Source organism: Niallia sp. FSL M8-0099, assembly GCF_038006945.1.
Lineage (GTDB): Bacteria > Bacillota > Bacilli > Bacillales > Cytobacillaceae > Niallia > Niallia circulans.
This window is the reverse complement of the sequence record NZ_JBBOWF010000001.1, coordinates 376,763-394,214: the sequence shown is the minus strand read 5'-3', so window position 1 is coordinate 394,214 and position 17,452 is coordinate 376,763. Positions and strand designations below refer to the sequence as shown.

Annotated in this window: 10 protein-coding genes and 1 pseudogene; 2 read left to right on the top strand and 9 right to left on the bottom strand. The window is 33.4% G+C overall.

The features are described 5' to 3' along the window. Positions 1 to 473: 473 nt before the first annotated feature. Positions 474 to 1,814: a HAMP domain-containing sensor histidine kinase gene (locus NSQ92_RS01835; protein WP_095320965.1), complete on the bottom strand. Its 1,341-nt coding sequence runs from the start codon at positions 1,812 to 1,814 to the stop codon at positions 474 to 476. Then, the gene (locus NSQ92_RS01830) at positions 1,807 to 2,610 is read right to left on the bottom strand and encodes a response regulator transcription factor (RefSeq protein WP_328824074.1); all 804 of its coding nucleotides are present in this window, start codon (positions 2,608 to 2,610) and stop codon (positions 1,807 to 1,809) included. Before NSQ92_RS01830 ends, NSQ92_RS01835 begins: the two co-directional genes overlap by 8 nt. 48 nt (positions 2,611 to 2,658) lie before the next feature. On the opposite strand from NSQ92_RS01830, the gene NSQ92_RS01825 reads away from it, so the two are divergent. Further along, complete coding sequence (locus NSQ92_RS01825; protein ID WP_047943314.1) at positions 2,659 to 3,426, top strand: TVP38/TMEM64 family protein; 768 nt, start codon at positions 2,659 to 2,661, stop codon at positions 3,424 to 3,426. A gap of 511 nt (positions 3,427 to 3,937) precedes the next feature. After that, complete coding sequence (locus NSQ92_RS01820) at positions 3,938 to 4,114, top strand: hypothetical protein (RefSeq protein WP_341152312.1); 177 nt, start codon at positions 3,938 to 3,940, stop codon at positions 4,112 to 4,114. Positions 4,115 to 5,149: 1,035 nt separating this feature from the next. On the opposite strand, the gene NSQ92_RS01815 is transcribed toward NSQ92_RS01820, so the two are convergent. The 7 genes and pseudogenes from NSQ92_RS01815 to NSQ92_RS01785 form a co-directional block, all read right to left on the bottom strand. Next, positions 5,150 to 5,494 (bottom strand): MazG-like family protein, encoded by a 345-nt coding sequence (locus NSQ92_RS01815; protein WP_445669264.1) that lies wholly within the window; start codon positions 5,492 to 5,494, stop codon positions 5,150 to 5,152. After that, positions 5,481 to 6,938 (bottom strand): annotated as a pseudogene (locus NSQ92_RS01810) (DNA/RNA helicase domain-containing protein). Before NSQ92_RS01810 ends, NSQ92_RS01815 begins: the two are co-directional and overlap by 14 nt. A 695-nt stretch (positions 6,939 to 7,633) precedes the next feature. Next, a complete protein-coding gene (locus NSQ92_RS01805) occupies positions 7,634 to 9,469 on the bottom strand; it encodes a DUF1998 domain-containing protein (protein ID WP_341152310.1) in 1,836 nt (611 codons plus the stop codon). Next, the gene (locus tag NSQ92_RS01800; RefSeq protein ID WP_341152309.1) at positions 9,466 to 12,933 is read right to left on the bottom strand and encodes a helicase-related protein; all 3,468 of its coding nucleotides are present in this window, start codon (positions 12,931 to 12,933) and stop codon (positions 9,466 to 9,468) included. Before NSQ92_RS01800 ends, NSQ92_RS01805 begins: the two co-directional genes overlap by 4 nt. Position 12,934: 1 nt before the next feature. Beyond that, complete coding sequence (locus NSQ92_RS01795) at positions 12,935 to 14,434, bottom strand: hypothetical protein (protein ID WP_341152308.1); 1,500 nt, start codon at positions 14,432 to 14,434, stop codon at positions 12,935 to 12,937. After that, on the bottom strand, positions 14,421 to 15,374 hold the full coding sequence (locus NSQ92_RS01790) for a hypothetical protein (RefSeq protein WP_341152307.1): 954 nt from the start codon (positions 15,372 to 15,374) through the stop codon (positions 14,421 to 14,423). Before NSQ92_RS01790 ends, NSQ92_RS01795 begins: the two co-directional genes overlap by 14 nt. Positions 15,375 to 16,032: 658 nt before the next feature. Beyond that, a complete protein-coding gene (locus tag NSQ92_RS01785) occupies positions 16,033 to 17,445 on the bottom strand; it encodes a 3'-5' exonuclease (protein WP_341152306.1) in 1,413 nt (470 codons plus the stop codon). Positions 17,446 to 17,452: the final 7 nt, after the last annotated feature.

Genomic DNA, 17,452 nt, shown 5'->3' with positions numbered 1-17,452 from the left:
TTGATTATATAATTGTTAATACCAGGATGCCGATAAACCATGACCTCGAACGCTCCATTTGCAATCTTAACCAGATCGCCGTCCTGTTGTTTCACCACGGTTCTGTCCCTTATGGATTTATTTTCTCAATTGTTTTTCTTATGCACCTTTTTCATCATGGATCTATATATCCACTTTGAAGCTATATACACTACATTTATCAACAAGTATAGAACAAATAAGAATAAGGCTACCAAGAACACACCATTATTCTTTATAACAATCTCCTGATAATTCATTGAATATATCAACACATAGAGATAAAACATACAGAACATAAACACAGCTTCAATAAAAAAATAGTTTAACTCCTTATGTTGTTAGAGATTAATTTATTTAGATACAAATTCAAACCGCGGAGAGTGAAGCCCCATTCCCTCCTTGACTCGGAAACAACTGATTTTGGTTCCAGTGACAAGTTGGATGCCCCAGAATCATTCAAAAGTCTGTGCGGTTTTATTTAAAATGACAGGTAACGTTACCTGTAGCAAAAAAGTATCTTTTCGTACCGATACGTTCAACGTCCCGTTGTGCTTCTGTATTATTTTCTGGCAACTAACGAGCCCAATTTTGTTGCTATCTTCCTTTTCGGCTTCACGTAAAATTTTATTCTCGAACCTAAGATCGACCCATTGTTGTTTCAAGGAAACCTGAATAAGAATGGGATGCGTCGGATCGGCATACTTTCGAATATTTGAAAATATATTATCGAATACACGGCGTATAGCGACCAAATTGATTTCCAGTAAAAATTGCTCATCATATGGATCTGCTTGAACTTGAATATCTAAATTATCCATAACCACCAGTTGCTCATCAATGAGTTGATCGATAAGCGCTCTGCCCTCATATAATTCAAATTCCACTTCCTCTTCTTCAGCGGCAGAGGACACCGTAAAATATTCGAATAGTTTGTCCGATAGCGCTTTGATTTGATAGGCCTTTTCCCGGCTATTATGGATATATTGCAGCAAATCCTCATGAGTCTTATACTTGTTAAGCTCGATGATATCCATATACCCCAGCAAAATTGTAAGTGGAGTGCGTAAATCGTGGGAAATTGCCGTGATCAATTCGCGATTGGCCATCCTCATCCTCTCCTCACTGCCGAGTCGCTCAGCAAATGATTTCCTCATCTCATCAATACTTTGGGCCAAAGAGGATAATTCATCCTTTCCAGAAACAGTAATTGAATAATCTAAATTTCCACCTTCAAGTATTTTGATCTCTTGTTCAAGTACTCCAATATAAGATGTTTTCTTATTAATTATCAGTAAGAAGGAGATAATGAATATAATGGCTGCTATGAAAATACCAATAAACAAAATGAGATTATAGTATTGATACTCATAAAGGCCTACCAAGTAGATCTGGGCATCTTGATCCGCAAAATGAACGGTAGTAGGTATTTCCGAAGGCGTAAATCGAGTTAGTAGCTCTTCGTTAATAGCAGGATCAACCTCTTTATTTGAGGAGAAAATTAATTTCTCTTTTGCAAAAATATACAGATTTAAATATCGCTCATTATTTATCCATTCAGACAATTGCTCCCGATCACGAGTGGACACGTTTTTGCTATTCACAAACTCTTCGAATCGTTCAAGCGCGTCTTGCTGCCTATTTTCCATAAAAGCGGATTTGCTTAAATAACTATTTAACACTTTCTCGCCAACGACTTGTAAAATGCCGAAAACACTTAAAGAAATAGCTGAGGAAATTAATACTGCCAGAACGAGCTTGATCTTAAGTTTTTTCCCCATTAGTAATCTATTCAATTTTGTACCCCTTTCCCCAAACAGTCTTTACATATTTAGGGTTCTGCGGGTCATCTTCCAGCTTACTTCTCAAATTACGAATATGGACCATAACTGTGTTATTACAGGTATAAAAGTAGGGTTGCCCCCAAACACTTTCATATATGTTTTCTGCCGAAAACACCTTACGTCGTTTCTTAGCTAACAGCAGCAAAATCTGGTATTCAATTTCAGTCAAAGTGATTTCCTTCTCTCCAACAAATACAGTCTTTGCATCCTGGTAAATCGTAAGATCCTTAATGATAATATGCTCCGTTTCCTCCGTCTTCTCCTTGCCACGATAGACATAATATCTCCGCAGTAAAGCCTTCACTCTCGAAACAAGTTCTGTATAAGAAAAAGGTTTGGACAAAAAGTCATCACTGCCTGAAGAGAAGGCCAATTGTTTGTCCGAATCCTGCGTTTTCGCAGTAAGGAATAAGATCGGTGCGCTTGTTTTTTCACGAATCTCCAAACACGCCTTCAGCCCTGATTTATTGGGCATCATCATATCTAAAATAATAAGATCTGTTTCTTCATTTACTTTATTAATCGCATCTTGACCATCTATCGCTTCAATCACTTCATAATTCTCACTTTCTAACAAAATCCTTACAATTTCTCGGATTTCACTGTTATCATCAGCAATTAAGATTTGCTTGTTCATCTGATCACCTCGTCTAATATCAGTATAATAGTCGTTTTGTGCAACTACCAGTAAATACAGTCGACTTAAGAATTCTTCAGAAATTATGTATGTAACTCTTAATTTATCCATTCTATACTACAAACAGGTAGAAGTAATTACATAAAGGAGTTTTAAGCTATGCCACAACTTTCGAAAAAAACAATCGTAGCAATACTATTAGGTCTAACTCTCATATTGTCTATTGGTTTGATCTATTATTCTCCTACCATTATTAAGATTATGTCGTCCATGAACAATTTTAGGGCGTTTATTCATTCAACAGGTAATTGGGGACCGGTCATGTTTATTTTATTTCAGATTCTTCAAATCGTGGTTGCGCCTATTCCAGGAGAAGTCGTACAGGTTGCAGGCGGTTATATTTACGGGGTTACATTAGGATCCTTATATACTACAATCGGCTTAATAATAGGCTCAGCGATTGCTTTTTATTTCACTCGGTTTATCGGGCGCGATTATATTTCAAAGCTACTGCAAAAGAAAAAATATAAGTGGATGTCGTTAATACAGGATGAGAAAAAGTTTTCTATCTTTTTATTTATCTTTTTCGTGATTCCAGGTTTGCCGAAAGACCTGCTTGTATTTGTGGCCGCTCTTACATCCATGAGTTCATTAAGATTCTTCACCATACTTATAGTTGGTCGTCTGCCGTGGATTATTGCATCTGCCGCTTTGGGGTCCACCATTCATATGCAGCAATATAGCATAGCCATTATCATATCGGTTATCGCTGTTATTGGTTTTATTCTCGGATATATCTATAAAGATAAAATGATGGATCGATTCTCCAATGTGAAGAAAACAAAAGGGACAAGTCATTCCGCCAAATCCAAGGTAAACCTCAGCATTAACAAAAAGGAAAGTTTATGTACAAAAAAAGGAGAATAAATCTAATACAAACAAGCAATTATTCTGCAAAGAAAGAATACCTACCGATTTTTATTTTTGCCATTATTGGTGGAGCGTAAAATCGATGGAATCCCAAAATGTACCCAATATTTCAAAAGAGCAGCAACAATCGGTACTAATTGAAAGTTAAAGAAGGGGGTTCAATACATATTATCACAATTAAATTTGAAAATAATTGCAGGAAAGTTTTTAATTTCTGGTTTAGCATTTGGCATTATACAACCTTTAGATGTCTTTGTCATTATGGAAAATTAGGTCTTGCAAAAGAGAAGGCACAGGGGTTCGCTGCGGCTGAAAGGATTGGAATGCTCATTAGCGGAGGGCTTGCTGTTGCTTTAAGCGCATTCGGAGAAAATCATACGAAGATCATTATGACCGTTTGTCTGTTAAATTTTTGCTATGATAACACTGTTAGAAGTACTATCAGTTAGGTCATTTAAGAATTTTATCTGGCATAGCTGCAGCGTTTTTCCAAGTTGTTTTTAGTACATTGATGATTAAACAGGTTGCCTCTGAATATATTGGACGAACGAACGGAGTCATTATGCCATTGATGATGGCAGGTTTGCTATTTGGCTCTGTTATCTCTGGATTTATTGTTTTTCAACTTGGGTTATTTGGTGCCTATTTCAATACAGCCATTCTAACTGCATTATGTTCATTTTAACAATTAAAATGAACAATCAGCGTGCAACAGCAGAATATATGGAGTAAAGGCTGCAATCTGAATAAAGTCTATAAAATAAGCCGAATAAAGAATCTTAAATAGACAAAATTCCTTGGGGAATATCGTCTACAATCATTATAAAATCATTCGCAATTAAACATCTTTTGAAACAGCATATGAATTTATACCGGCTAATTCAAAATAGATTTATAACTTTGAAAAAATGAAAAGTTATTTTTTAAGGACTATTAAAACAAAGCCTGTTGATGCTTATATGTATATATATAATATTGCTAATAAGGGAAAGCCCTAATCAATGTAGATACCTAATTATGCTTATTCAAGTGATTTCTAGGCCAACTTGTTTGGGCTTTATTGTACATTGATATAAAAAATAATCACCTAATAGTTGCAAGTACAGAAAAACCTTTATCGTTTTCTATCGTATACTCTAAAAACAAAGAAAGCTCACAATTCTTATTAAATCACCGTTTGTGAGCTTTCTTTAGCGATTAATCTAGACATAAATTAATCTGATGATACCGGTGGTCGGGGTCGAAATAGGTCTTTAAAGCTTGATATTACTAAGGTTTCTTAATGTAATGTATAAAATATGTGTAAAAAATAATATTTATTTTTAGCTTATTTCAAACTCTATTGTTTTGTTCTTGGTTATAAATATGCTCTTTTTAAACTTTTAAAAGAAAAACTGCCTATATTTTACTAAATGGACAGAGACTTAGGTGTACGGTGTGTCTAGGTAGCAACCCGAATTTTTAATAGGACTGTATTTACAACCAATTTGTGTATAGAGACGGCGGGAGTCGAACCAACCTTCTCATGAAATGCTGTAATATCCGTGTTTATAAGGGTTTATAGATGCTGGTAAAAATGTTTGACTACGTTTTTGACTACGTTTAATGAAAAATTGAGTTGCGGGGGCAGATTTTCTAATTAATAAGTTTTTATCAAAGTAATTTTGATTTAACACCTAATTAATTGATTGAATCTAATAGCAAATTCTGATGTAATTAACTAAAACTCAGTATACTTAGCATTTCTTCCATATGCCTTATCAACTGGGTATTTGTCATTGTTTTTTTGAATTTTTTGTTCTACAGCTTTCCTAAGGTCAATGCCAGTTTCATTTGCAAATAATAAAGTATAGATAAAAATATCAGCTAATTCATCTTTCATATTATTTAAATTTTTCTCCACAGCTTCTTCACTAGTTTTCCATTGGAAAGTCTCAAGTAATTCGCTTGCTTCTAATGATAGTGATAGCGATAAGTCTTTTGGATTATGAAACTTTTGCCAGTCCCGTGCATCTCTAAATTTAAGAATTTTTTCTGTTAATTGTTTAATCTCATTCATTCTTATCACCTAAATTATTTTGATATTTTATAAGTTGCTCTCTTAATGCATCATCACTGGCATATAAAAACAAGCCTTTTATACCACGCTTCATTAAAATGTTTAAGGAATTTAATATGATTCTTTCCTTAGCTGCTTCGACATTTTCAATTCCTTCTGTGCCTGAATAAGCTCCTATATCCTTGTAAGCATCAGTTTTGATGACCAATTCATCAGACTGAGAATTATAAGTAATCGATGGTCCTAGAATTACACCGACATAATTTAAGTCAAATCCTTGAATTGTATAAATTGAACCCGCTTCATTTACTGTCGAAGTTTTCTCAGCCCATGTATATTTACTATCTGTAATATTCCATGGGATTTGATATTCTCCCTGGTCCGCTTTAATGTAATAGACTCCCCCATCTTTTTTGTGTAAATAATCAAATGTGGCGACCACTCTACTTAACCCATGAATTTAGTTTTTCTCAATTATCGCTTCATGCATCTCTTTTAAGGTTGTAAATACTTTTAACTCGTATCCTTCATCATAAGGTAATGGCAATAAACGTTTTTGCTTAAATTGATTAATCCACTCAATTACTTCATCATTTGCTTGCATCCGGAACTGATTCGTTAACTGAAAATATTCTGTATTTGAACTTTTTTCACGTAAACTTTCCAAAGTTAACTCTTGCCATAAACTTTTTAATTTTAAAACTTGATCACTGTCATATACCATTACAACAACCTTTGCTAGCTTTAATAACTCTTCCAATTGATTTTCTCCATAGAAGTTATTGTATGTATCTGGTCGAGTTAACAATAGATGAGCTTCATCAACTAAAATAATATCTGCCCTTTTGTCTTGTTTAGTTAATTGATTGATTAAAGGAGTTGGTTTTGCAAAATTCTTAGCTTTTAAATGCTTTAATTGAGCAGCAATGCCTTTATAGGTTTTATACATTTCTTCATGATTTACAACTAAATAATTATCTGTTTTATAAAGAGGCGAAGAAGCTTCCGAAGTATATTCTTGTATCGTATTAAATATTGAACTCAGTACAACACTTTTTCCAACCCCTGCTTCCCCTTGGATTACAAACAAACTCCCGTATTCATTCTGTTGTGATTTAACTTGTTCTTCACAAAACTGTAGTACTTTTTCTTTCAAATCCAATTGTTCCAAGGATAGCTCTTTGAACGGGGATAATTTAAATATGTCTTTATTTTCAATAACGTGCTGGGAGTTTGCTACGATGCCTTTTTCATAAAGTTTACTCCATAACTCTTTAAAAACGCTTTGATCATAAAATGGTTTATTGAAATAGTTATGTGTGAAATCATTCGTTGTTTTACTCTTATTTTGAAGTTTATATTTTTCGTCACCTAGAAAATAATTAATAAGCTTCGTTTCAAGATGAAAAGTTGCAGACCGATTAAATTCCTGATGCTTTATAAGATGCATGGTATCTAAATTTTTTCTTTCTATATTTTTTATGTGAAACTTCATTCGCTTTTTAAAATAAACAGTTTCACCAATATAAGCTTCTTTCGAACCATTTAAAATATAAATAACAGGATAATTTAAATAAGATTCACTGTTATCGATTTGATTTAAACTTCTTTCATGGAATGGCCAAGATAAAATCACTAAATTCTCCATAATTTCACCTACAGTATTTAATATAAAGAACCCAATTTACCAAATTCAATTTAGATTTATTATATAAGGAAAACTCCAACATTTCCTTTATATTATTTTACACTAAAATATATACTTACAGTAATTTCGGAATTTATTAATCAATCCGAGATTAGTCATTCTTATTTTTAAAAAAATTTGATTTTAACTGAAACCCCCTAATCTATCTATTGTAATTCATTACAAATAGAAAACGTCAAAACCCTAATATTCTAGGGTTTTGACGTTCAATAAATCACTATGCAAACAACTATGAATACGGCCGGATATAGAATGTAAATCTTAAAAAGCCCGCCACAAATGTTTCCCACGCTTTAATTTCCGTGTGGTAACATATTTGGCACTTTTTATTAAATAACTGTGCTTGAGGAGCATTTTTGAATCTATTTGTTGTATTTGTTGTACAATTTTTTTCGTTTTAAATCATATTCTCACTAATCAATTGCATTTGAAAAAATTTAATCAAAAAGAAAGAAACCTAATTCTTCATTAGTTAGTAACGTACGATCCAAATACTTATTTCCACATTCACATGATGTTTCCGGTAAGTAAGTGCAATTATAGCATGCTGCACCGTTTGAATAATGAATACCTTGGCCTAATGCATGGCCTAATTCCGTACAAACTGGATCGGAACTGCACCAATGAGAAGCTGCTAAAGCATTATCTAATACTTTAAAGAACTTTTGTTTTCGTCCCATGCGTACAAGTCCACCAAATGTCCCTTCAATATCCCCCGCTGATGTATAGATTAAAATTCCTGCTTGATTTTCATCTACATATAAACGTTCACGTATCGAAGCTAAACTATAACCACTTGTTTTAGCGATTTCATCTATTAATAAGTGCGATAACGTATGCATCATCAGATTGCGTGGATGGTCGATGATTTCTGGCATGAAGTGAGTCATATTTTTAATACGTTCCAAATACTTTGCAAAGTACTTTTGAACAATTGGTTTATATTCCCATTTCATAATTTCGTCCAAGTTAAATTGAATAAAAATTCCTTCCCCAAAAACACTATACGCTGGAAGCCATTTTTGTTCATCTGGAATATCTTTATGATACATAAGACTATAATCTGGTTGGAATTTATAGGATCCTTCATCATCGACTGTCGTTACTCGTTTGAAACCAGCTAAAGCAGTAGTTTCTCTTAACTTCGTAATACGATTAACCTTTTTTATATATTTAGAGTATTTTCCAGCGAACTGCTCAGCATCTTCACTTTCATTTGACCACTCTTCAAATACTTTCAAAAATGGTTCATTTTGATTTTCCTTCAGTATTGCGAATTCTTTTTTTCTTAAATGTAGTGGTGATGACAATTCCTGATTTTCATCAACGTTAATTTGATTGCTCAAATATAAAATAACCTTTTCACATGCCTCGATGGTATATCCTTTATCACCAATTGAATCAAACAGCAATTTTGCTTTATTCTCTATTGACTCTTGACCTGAAAGTAGATTTCTTAATATGCTATTTCGCTGAACGATGTTAATAATTTTATCAATATTTTCATTACGCTCACCCGGTAATGAAATTACGCTTACTTTTTGAGGTAAATATACATTAATAGAATTTCTTAAAATCGCCATTACAGGTTCATGACATTCTTCGTAAACCTCTCCACACCAAGCTTTATGTCCAGTGCATGTATATTTATCATTTCCTTCATATAGCTCTTCCGTCAAAACCGTACTTTTTTCTCCACGGTTGGCAGTAATTCCACGTAGAGAACGACTGCTGCCACAAGAACATTTTACAGACCAAGAATCTAAAGAAGCCCCTGAATTTGTATTAAGCTGCATTTTTCCATTACAATCCTGCCCCTTATGAATCCATTTGCTCCAAGGGAAATCTGTAATATGCCCTTTTTTACAAATTGCAATGAAAGGCAATTGTTTAAAATATCGTTTTTCATTGCAACCTGAACACATTTTACGAGAAGATTCATTATTATTACCGAATTTCTCTAAAGTAAAGCACATCGGACAATAATGCCATAAAGGAAATCTTAACAGCGGGATAAGCTGCTCCTTATTCGGAATATCCATGGATGATTTACGATAATCTGGTGGAGAATATAACTTCTGCACCCCTAAAAAGGCTCGCAATCTCGGTTCAATAATTTCAAATTCCATTCGATTAGCTTCATTTTCAGCCTCATTTGTAAACCAATAATCTAAAGCTCCTACAATTGCCATTTCACCTTCTGGGCTAATAATGAGTGAGCCTGGACCATTAGAACCTACTAATTGGCTTCTTCTTAAAGGTATTCTTCTCATAGCAGATCCTCCAAACTATTAACAACTTTTTTCTGCTCATGAATCATTGCAGAAGTAATTCTGCCTAAGCTAGAAGCATCTACACTTCTTAACGAGTTAATTGTGGCAATTGCATCAGGGTATGTCACATTCGCAATCGGGTCTCCACTTCGATACATCATACCTTGTGGAGCATCTTCGTTAGCTTCCCAAGCATTATATAAACCACTTCTTAACAATCGGTTAAACTCATTTAAGTACTTTTTAAAAGACTCAAATTGTTCAGAATCAACTGATTTAACACGTTCTCCTAATGTTTTTATAAATTTACCGAACTTTTCTGTGCCAATAATATACTCATATTCTTCAACATCTGGTTCAATCGCCATTTTTTTAGTGAAAGCTTGTCGTAAAAATGCAATTAACATCGCATTTAATCCTCTTTCTAAACTAGCATCTGAAAATGGTGTAATACTTGTTGACTCTACTTGAGCGTATAATCTTTGGTGATATTCGACAAAATGCTCAAAATGAGATTTATCTCGCGAATTTTTATTCGAATAAATCGTAAAAATTACCCCTGGACGTTCGTCCCAGCGACGCCCAACACGACCTGTAACTTGGATATATTGTGCCGTAGATTTCGGTTGTCCAACGACTGCCATCATTGAAAGGCGATCAATATCGACACCTACTTCGATAATATTAGATGCAAGACAAACATCGAGTACCTTTTTCTCGTTACCTTTTTCCATTTCGACTTTTAGTTTATCGATTGTCTCGACAATTTCACTGTTTTGCATACGAGAAGTTAACTCTAATGGACTTTTTATATATCTATTTTCAGGATACTTCTCTCGATTACGGATAGACTTCATGTAAGAGAGAACGTCCATTGAACATATATTTATCCCTGACCCTAGCTCGCGCAAGCTATTGTAAAAGGATAATAACGTCCAATATGGATCACATTCATCTTTCGGTAATTGATAACCTTCTTGTAGAATGCTAGAAAAAGTTTTAACTTGCGCTTGCATTACACCGACACTAGAAGTATAAATACCTACATAATTTCTTCCTGGTAAAGGTTTACCTTCTTTATCCGTTGCAACTTTAGCAAAAAAGGAATCATCAATATCAAGACATGGACTTGGGAACAGTTTTGATTCTGAACGTCCAAATAATGATTTTGCTTGTGCTTCAAATTCTTTAATTGTTGCTGTAGCTGAAATAATTTTAGGTTTTATTCTTTTGCCATTTACTTTTTTCGTACATAACTCTTCAATAACTGTCTCATATAGACCAGCTAAAGTTCCAAGTGGACCTGAAATTAAATGAAGCTCATCTTGGATAATTAAATTTGGCGGATCTGTTACTTGTTTTCCGTTCTCATCAATCCCAAATAATGCCCTTGCTTCCGGCTTCCAAGTTAATTGAACGAATTTATCAACTGTACCAATTAAAAATGTCGGGCGTTTTTGGTAAATTGCTTCATCTACAAAATAAACAGGGATTTCTTCATAAAAATCACATTTTTTATCTAAACAATGTGTAATAAATTGCTTATTTTCAGCTTTATACCCTAGTACATTAACTTGTTTATCTTTCTTTATTTTTCCAAGTTTACAGCCACACCATGGGCATTTATTTACTACAAAAGAATCGGCACTCGATTTATTTCGTATATTTGCATATTCCGTTTTCGCCGCTTTAAATGTATTTGGTGATGTTTTCGAGCCAACCCACATACCGATTGAAAATGATGTTTTTCCTAATAGTTGTTCATTTTCTCGGCGAACTAATTCTAATGCACATATTAAACGAGAGGAACGTTGGAACTGGTCAGCCGTTAATAGCCTTAATGTATAACGCATAATTACATCTACGCCAGCATCCTCTTTATTTTTTAATCTTCTATATAATATTTGGAAAGCTGCAACGCCAAAATAAGCCTCCGTTTTTCCCCCACCGGTAGGGAACCAAATTAAATCTACTATCTCTCGATCAAGGGACTTCTCAACTTTGAAAGATTCAATAGACATTAAGAAGAAGGCTATTTGGAATGCACGCCAACTATTCCCTAACCCAATAAGCTCATCAACTGGGACAACAGCGTCCTCATAAGAAATATCAAAAGAAATTTTTAAATCTTTTACAGAAGGGGTACGTGTTTTTTTACCGTTAACTTGTTGTAACAACATCGCTTTATTAGCTAAAATAAATGCTTTAAATGCTAACGGATCCGCTAAATGTATTAATCCATTATGCATTCTTTCTAAGCTTTTTCGACATAGGTTTATATTTCTTGTTGCAGCTTTTTGAAGTTTCTCAGAAAGGTTTGGCACTTCCCTTTCTTGCATAGAAATCCATTCGTTATATGCTTCTAACAATGGACTCATAAGCTTTTTCAAATCACGGTGATTATCACAATTGATAATATCAATCATTTTTATCGAGATTTTTTCTACAGTTCCATTGCATTCAAATTCAACATCTGGCGTCATACTTGTTGTTTCGTATGTTGGTAAAAAGGTTGTACTAATTTTTTTTACTTTACTAGTATCTTCCCATGTCGTTGAACAAGCATGTCCAAATGCATAATTGATTTTATTTCGGTAAAGAAGCTCATCATTTGCTTCTTCATTTGACATTGGTAAGTTACGTTCATAATGTTTTGGATAATTTAAAAATTTACCCGTTTCATCTGTTTCAACTGTCATCATCGCTTGGAAAAAGATTAAATCATCAGCCAAACTCGCCTTTTTCTTTTTTGAAACAGAGCGATTTGTTAATGTAATGGTAGTTAAATAACTTTTTTCAATTTCACGACATTGAATTAAACACTCCAACGACAAATCTGAAACCGTCTCACCTAAATTATTTTTCAATACAATTGGATAGGAAGAATTTCTTTTTTGTGATAATTCCTGAATAGGAAGCACTAATTCCCCTATTAACGATTGTCTGAACCACCAAGTTTTTTTACCTTTTCCAGTTATCTTTATATCTCTCGATTTATAATGCCCACCTGTAATCGTAATTTTCAATTCTTTTGTGACTTTACTTATATTACAAGTAAGACCCATAGAACTTGGTAAACGCTCATCATTCAATACCGTAATATCTTCTGATACATCTGTGTCATTATATTTCTCTGAATCAACTTTTTTAGGAGCCTCTTCATCATCTGGATCTTGAGCTGTTAAAATATCGTTAATTAATACTTCCCCTACAGTCGCATCAATTGGATAAAGCATTCCCGCTGCATAACGTCTTGATGGGAACTCGTACTGTAAAATCTCTTCTTTTGTAGCACCTAGGTTATAAAAATAATTTTCATACGCTTCCGTCGGTGAAAGTTCATTCACTTTATCATTAAACATTTTATTGTAAGCATTTGTCTTACTCGGTCCAATGATTTCAATTTTCGCAGCTTCAATGATTCGTTCACGATTGTTTAACGATGTTTCTAACGAAATGGCCAATTTAATCCCTCCAAATTACTAAAGTATCTGCTCTACTTACTGTTACTGTACCATCTACAAATTCCTTTACGGTTTCAATATTAAATGAAGCTCCAGGCATCAATGGTGAAGTAAATGTTGCATAACCATTCTCAATAATTTCCTCAACTTTTTCTTCATCTAATTCTTTAAGTAATTCATCTGTAATTACTCTGCCTGCTTTCAAATGGGCTCTGTTTAATGTATCTGTTGCTTTTACTATTCTCTCTACTTCCTCATCTTTAAATTTCAACGTAAGTAATAGCTGTTCAAAATTATGCTTAGCTCGTATATTAGTTGGACTTAGCCAGTTAGCGATATTAATTAAATTTGCTTGTTTGACGCCTCGTTTTTGTAAAACCCGAATCACTTTATCAATTCCGTTGCGAATAATGACTCTTTCTAGCTTATCTTTCCATAAATATTGATATTTTCTAAGTTTCTTATGTTGTGAACCCAAAATTTTATTGGCAACATCAATTACTAAGTCCGTATTGGAGTTATTTCTAAATAAAATCCAATCGCCAATACCTATTTCATTAATAGATTGATTTACAACTGTTAGTTGGTCTTTATCTATCGTACGCACTTTAGTGTTTAAAGGGATAAAAGTATAATGTTTATTATTTAAAAGCACTAGTTTTGCTTCAACTTGTTCATAAGACTTCATATTTTCAGCATTTATTTGGTGTCGTACTAAAATTTCATTTGTTTCTATTGTATCTTGCAGAACTTCACCGAAATCGGCAGAGGCTATTTCACCATTAAATCCTCTAGCAAACGATACATTTTTAAAAAGTGTATCGATTTGTTCACTTTTCTTTAAGTTACCAAAACGCTTAACACGTCTAATTTTATTTTGGAAAAATTCATACGTAATAAAATAAGTATGTTCTCCTATAAAAAGTTGAGAAAACCGGCTATCATAAAAATCTGGAGAACCTATAAAAAATGTATCTTCATAAAACTCAGCTGATTTTAAATACTTTGTAGCTTTTATAACTGGTACTCCAAGAATAATACTTATGGGACTTTCATATCTTACAACAATACATTGCTTTCTTTTTGTATTTAAATATTGCTTAATTTCTTCCACTAAAAAATTCGTATGAGTATAATGATTTTTAATAGACAGTAGACTCTTTACGATAGGCTTACCATAAATATTGAAGAGGTCTTCATATCCCAATTTAATTTTACTTAAATTCTCTACTAAGCTATTTAAATCCCTATCAATGACTTGTTGGTAGTTCTCAATTGAAGTGAAAAATTTATTAACACCTTTTCGAATTAATGCCAATAATTCGATTAAACTCTCTTCATGCTCGTAATATGTATTTACTTCCTTACTTAAAGCCTTCATACTGGCATACAATTGCGAAAATTCTTCTTGTTTTACATGTAAAAAATCGACTTTTCTCTTTTCTCCATATATAAAGTTTAAAAAATCTATATCGAACTTCTGATTTTTACTTCCATGCAATGATATTCACCCCATTTGGAATACTAACTTGCTCTTGTTCAAGAAGCGTAATTAAATTTTCAGTTAAAATCTTACATTCATCTAGCATGATTCTTTGCATAATAGAGTCCCTTAATTGCTCTGAAGTAGCGACATTTTCAAATTGATCTTCAATGAAAATTTTCCCGCAATTTTTCCTCGTCTCTAAATTAGCTAAAGACTTACTTGCTCCAATAGAAATAAACCATTCATTGTCGTATATTTCCAAATCCTCATCTTTATTAGTTAACCAATAGGCATTTGCAAAATGGTTTTTTAATCCGAAGTGAATAATATCTTCATGGGTAAAAGATATACCCTTGTATTCAAACTTCATACTGTCTAAATATCTATGAAAATCAGCTTTATTGCCAGAAAAGTATGCAGTTGGATTACTTAGACTTTCTAACGCTTTAATAGTTTTAGGTGAATATAATGAGCTTAAGACTCCTGAAAATTTCTCAAAATCTTTCACTACTCTAGCATTTAAAATTTCCTCATATTTTACATTCGTAATAAGGAGCTTATCTTTCCACTGACTTTCTGGCATAAACATTTTAATTCCTTGATTTAATTGGATTTGCAAATGATACTTATGCGGTGGCTTAAAGTTTTCCTCAATACTTATAACCGAACATCTTCTCCAAGTACCTTTATCATCGTAATAGACTATCGATCCAGGTACTAATTCTAGAAAACGGCTAATAATTTTACTATCTCTAATTTTTCTATGCGCTTCTACATCGAACATCCCTTGAAATAAAAAGTATGAAAACATAATTGAATTTGGAACGCTGATATATACATTGAACGCTGTTTTACTTGTATTACTATATCTCTTCAATATTTGACCTATACGGATAGGAAATAACATCCAGTTAGATAATTTTTTATCGTAAATATTTAATTTCGAAAAGTCCATTTAATTCACCTCTATTATACTATTATACAAGAACTTACATTTAGTGGATATAATATAACAATCCCGATTCCCGTCAATATTAATTAGTCTAGTTAATGTTTCTAATTCTGTTTCAAGAGTTATAGGTTATGAACTTCCTAATTGTTAATAGTAGCGATGCTAGTAAATCGTCACTTACTGCAAAAATTACAGTTTTCTACTTTTAGACAAAATAAAAAAACCTCCATTTTCATTAGTGAATTTGAAGGTCTTTAACAGTTTAATATGTAAAACTAATATGTAAATACAAAAAAAGGGACATTAAACAAGAGTTCAGCTCCCGTTTAATAACCCTAATCTCTAAATCGTTGATATGACTACTTCACAATCATATGTATGCAGGAGACTCGGGACATAGAAGGCAATTATCTAAAAGCCCGCCACATCATGATGTTCTGCGTCTAATTTTCACAAAAAATACGTGGTAACTTTATAAAAAAAGTGTTTGAAGAGCAGTTTTATTGAAAATAAAATTTAAATCCTCTTTATTTTTAGAATATGCTTTTAAACATCAATAATGAATGAGAGCATCTCATAATGTGGGTAAATTATTTCATTTTCTTTACGAGTACCACACTGTATTCAATAAAACCTAACATCTCCATAGCCTTGAAATTTATTAAACTGATTCAAAATGATATAAAGATTCATCTAACTCGCTTACAAAGATAGAAGGCTTTCCTTTATATGTTAAATATACATTTTCCTTCGCTCGCGTCATCGAAACGTATAATAGTCGTCGATGAATATCAATATTTTGTTTAATTTCATCATCTAATAAATCTTTTGTGTATGGGTATCTATCACTCATACCTGTAATAATGACAAAATCAAACTCTAGCCCCTTCGCACCGTGCATCGTTAATACCTTTACACCGGGTGTCAAAGCACTGCCACGGTCCTCTTGAATAATTTCCGAGTTCAGCTTGTTTACATATAAGCTTTTACGCCAATTATCCAGTCGGTATCCTTCAAATACTAATACACCAATCGTTGGCTCCCAGCCGTCTAACGCTGTTTGCTGCTGGATTTCTTTAATGATTTTCGCCACTAAATCATTTTCAAATCGAAACGAGCTAGCCTCTAGCACCGATGGTACTAGACCCGATTCCTCCGCGTCATACTCTTGATGAACATCCTCCTCCGATAAAGTCGAATCATGCTTTAATAAGGAATTCGCTAAATCCATAATTTCCTTCGTACTGCGGAATGCGCCGCTTAAGGATTTTGTACGACCACCTAGAACATTAATGCCGACGCTTTTCCAAGTAAAATCGGTTTTATAAATTTTTTGCCCAAGATCCGCTGCCACAACTAGTCCATTTCGGGCTACTTTGCGTAATGTAATTAATTGAACCTCCGCCAAATCCTGCGCCTCATCGATGAAAATATAATCGAACTGGAATTTTTCATTTACCTCTTTCATATGACGATTTAGCACATTTGCATAATCGGCCCAGCTTAGTCTGTTTTCACGCTTTAAGAAAGCATCCCATTGCGAAAGCAGCTCATACACCTTTTTACGATCGTCCACCTGCAATGCTGTACCGCGCCCTGTACGTTTTACACCTTTATAATCATCAAACGATGAAATTCCTTTATTTTTAATCCAGTTAAATTCCTCCATTAAAAACTTTTTATATTTCTCGTTATTGTAAAAGCGATGGCTGCCTGTTAAGCCTTTATAAAATTCAGAGAAAAGATTCTTGTGCTCAGGTGCCTTATCGTAACGAAGTTTCGCTAAAATACCACGCGCCCAGCTATGATAAGTTGATACTTGAATATTTAAGGCATCAACGCTTAAGCCTATTTCAGTTAAATCCTCCTGCAAATATTCCTTAATATAACTTTGCAACGTCTTGTTGTACGTAATAAATAAAATTTTTGCTTGAGGATTTTGTTGCACAATCTTTTGCAGCTTCATCATTAAAACAGTCGTTTTCCCGCTTCCAGGTACGCCCTTTACTAAAATGTGCTCCCCTTTTACATTAACAGCATCCATTTGTGCCGTAGTTAAAGTTACTTTTACCATTTGTTCA

Excerpts from the sequence above, each read along its gene's own strand:
- NSQ92_RS01830 (WP_328824074.1), bottom strand. The coding sequence starts at position 2,610 with ATGGATAAATTAAGAGTTACATACATAATTTCTGAAGAATTCTTAAGT.
- NSQ92_RS01825 (WP_047943314.1), top strand. The coding sequence starts at position 2,659 with ATGCCACAACTTTCGAAAAAAACAATCGTAGCAATACTATTAGGTCTA.
- NSQ92_RS01805 (WP_341152310.1), bottom strand. The coding sequence starts at position 9,469 with ATGAGAAGAATACCTTTAAGAAGAAGCCAATTAGTAGGTTCTAATGGT.
- NSQ92_RS01790 (WP_341152307.1), bottom strand. The coding sequence starts at position 15,374 with ATGGACTTTTCGAAATTAAATATTTACGATAAAAAATTATCTAACTGG.
- NSQ92_RS01785 (WP_341152306.1), bottom strand. The coding sequence starts at position 17,445 with ATGGTAAAAGTAACTTTAACTACGGCACAAATGGATGCTGTTAATGTA.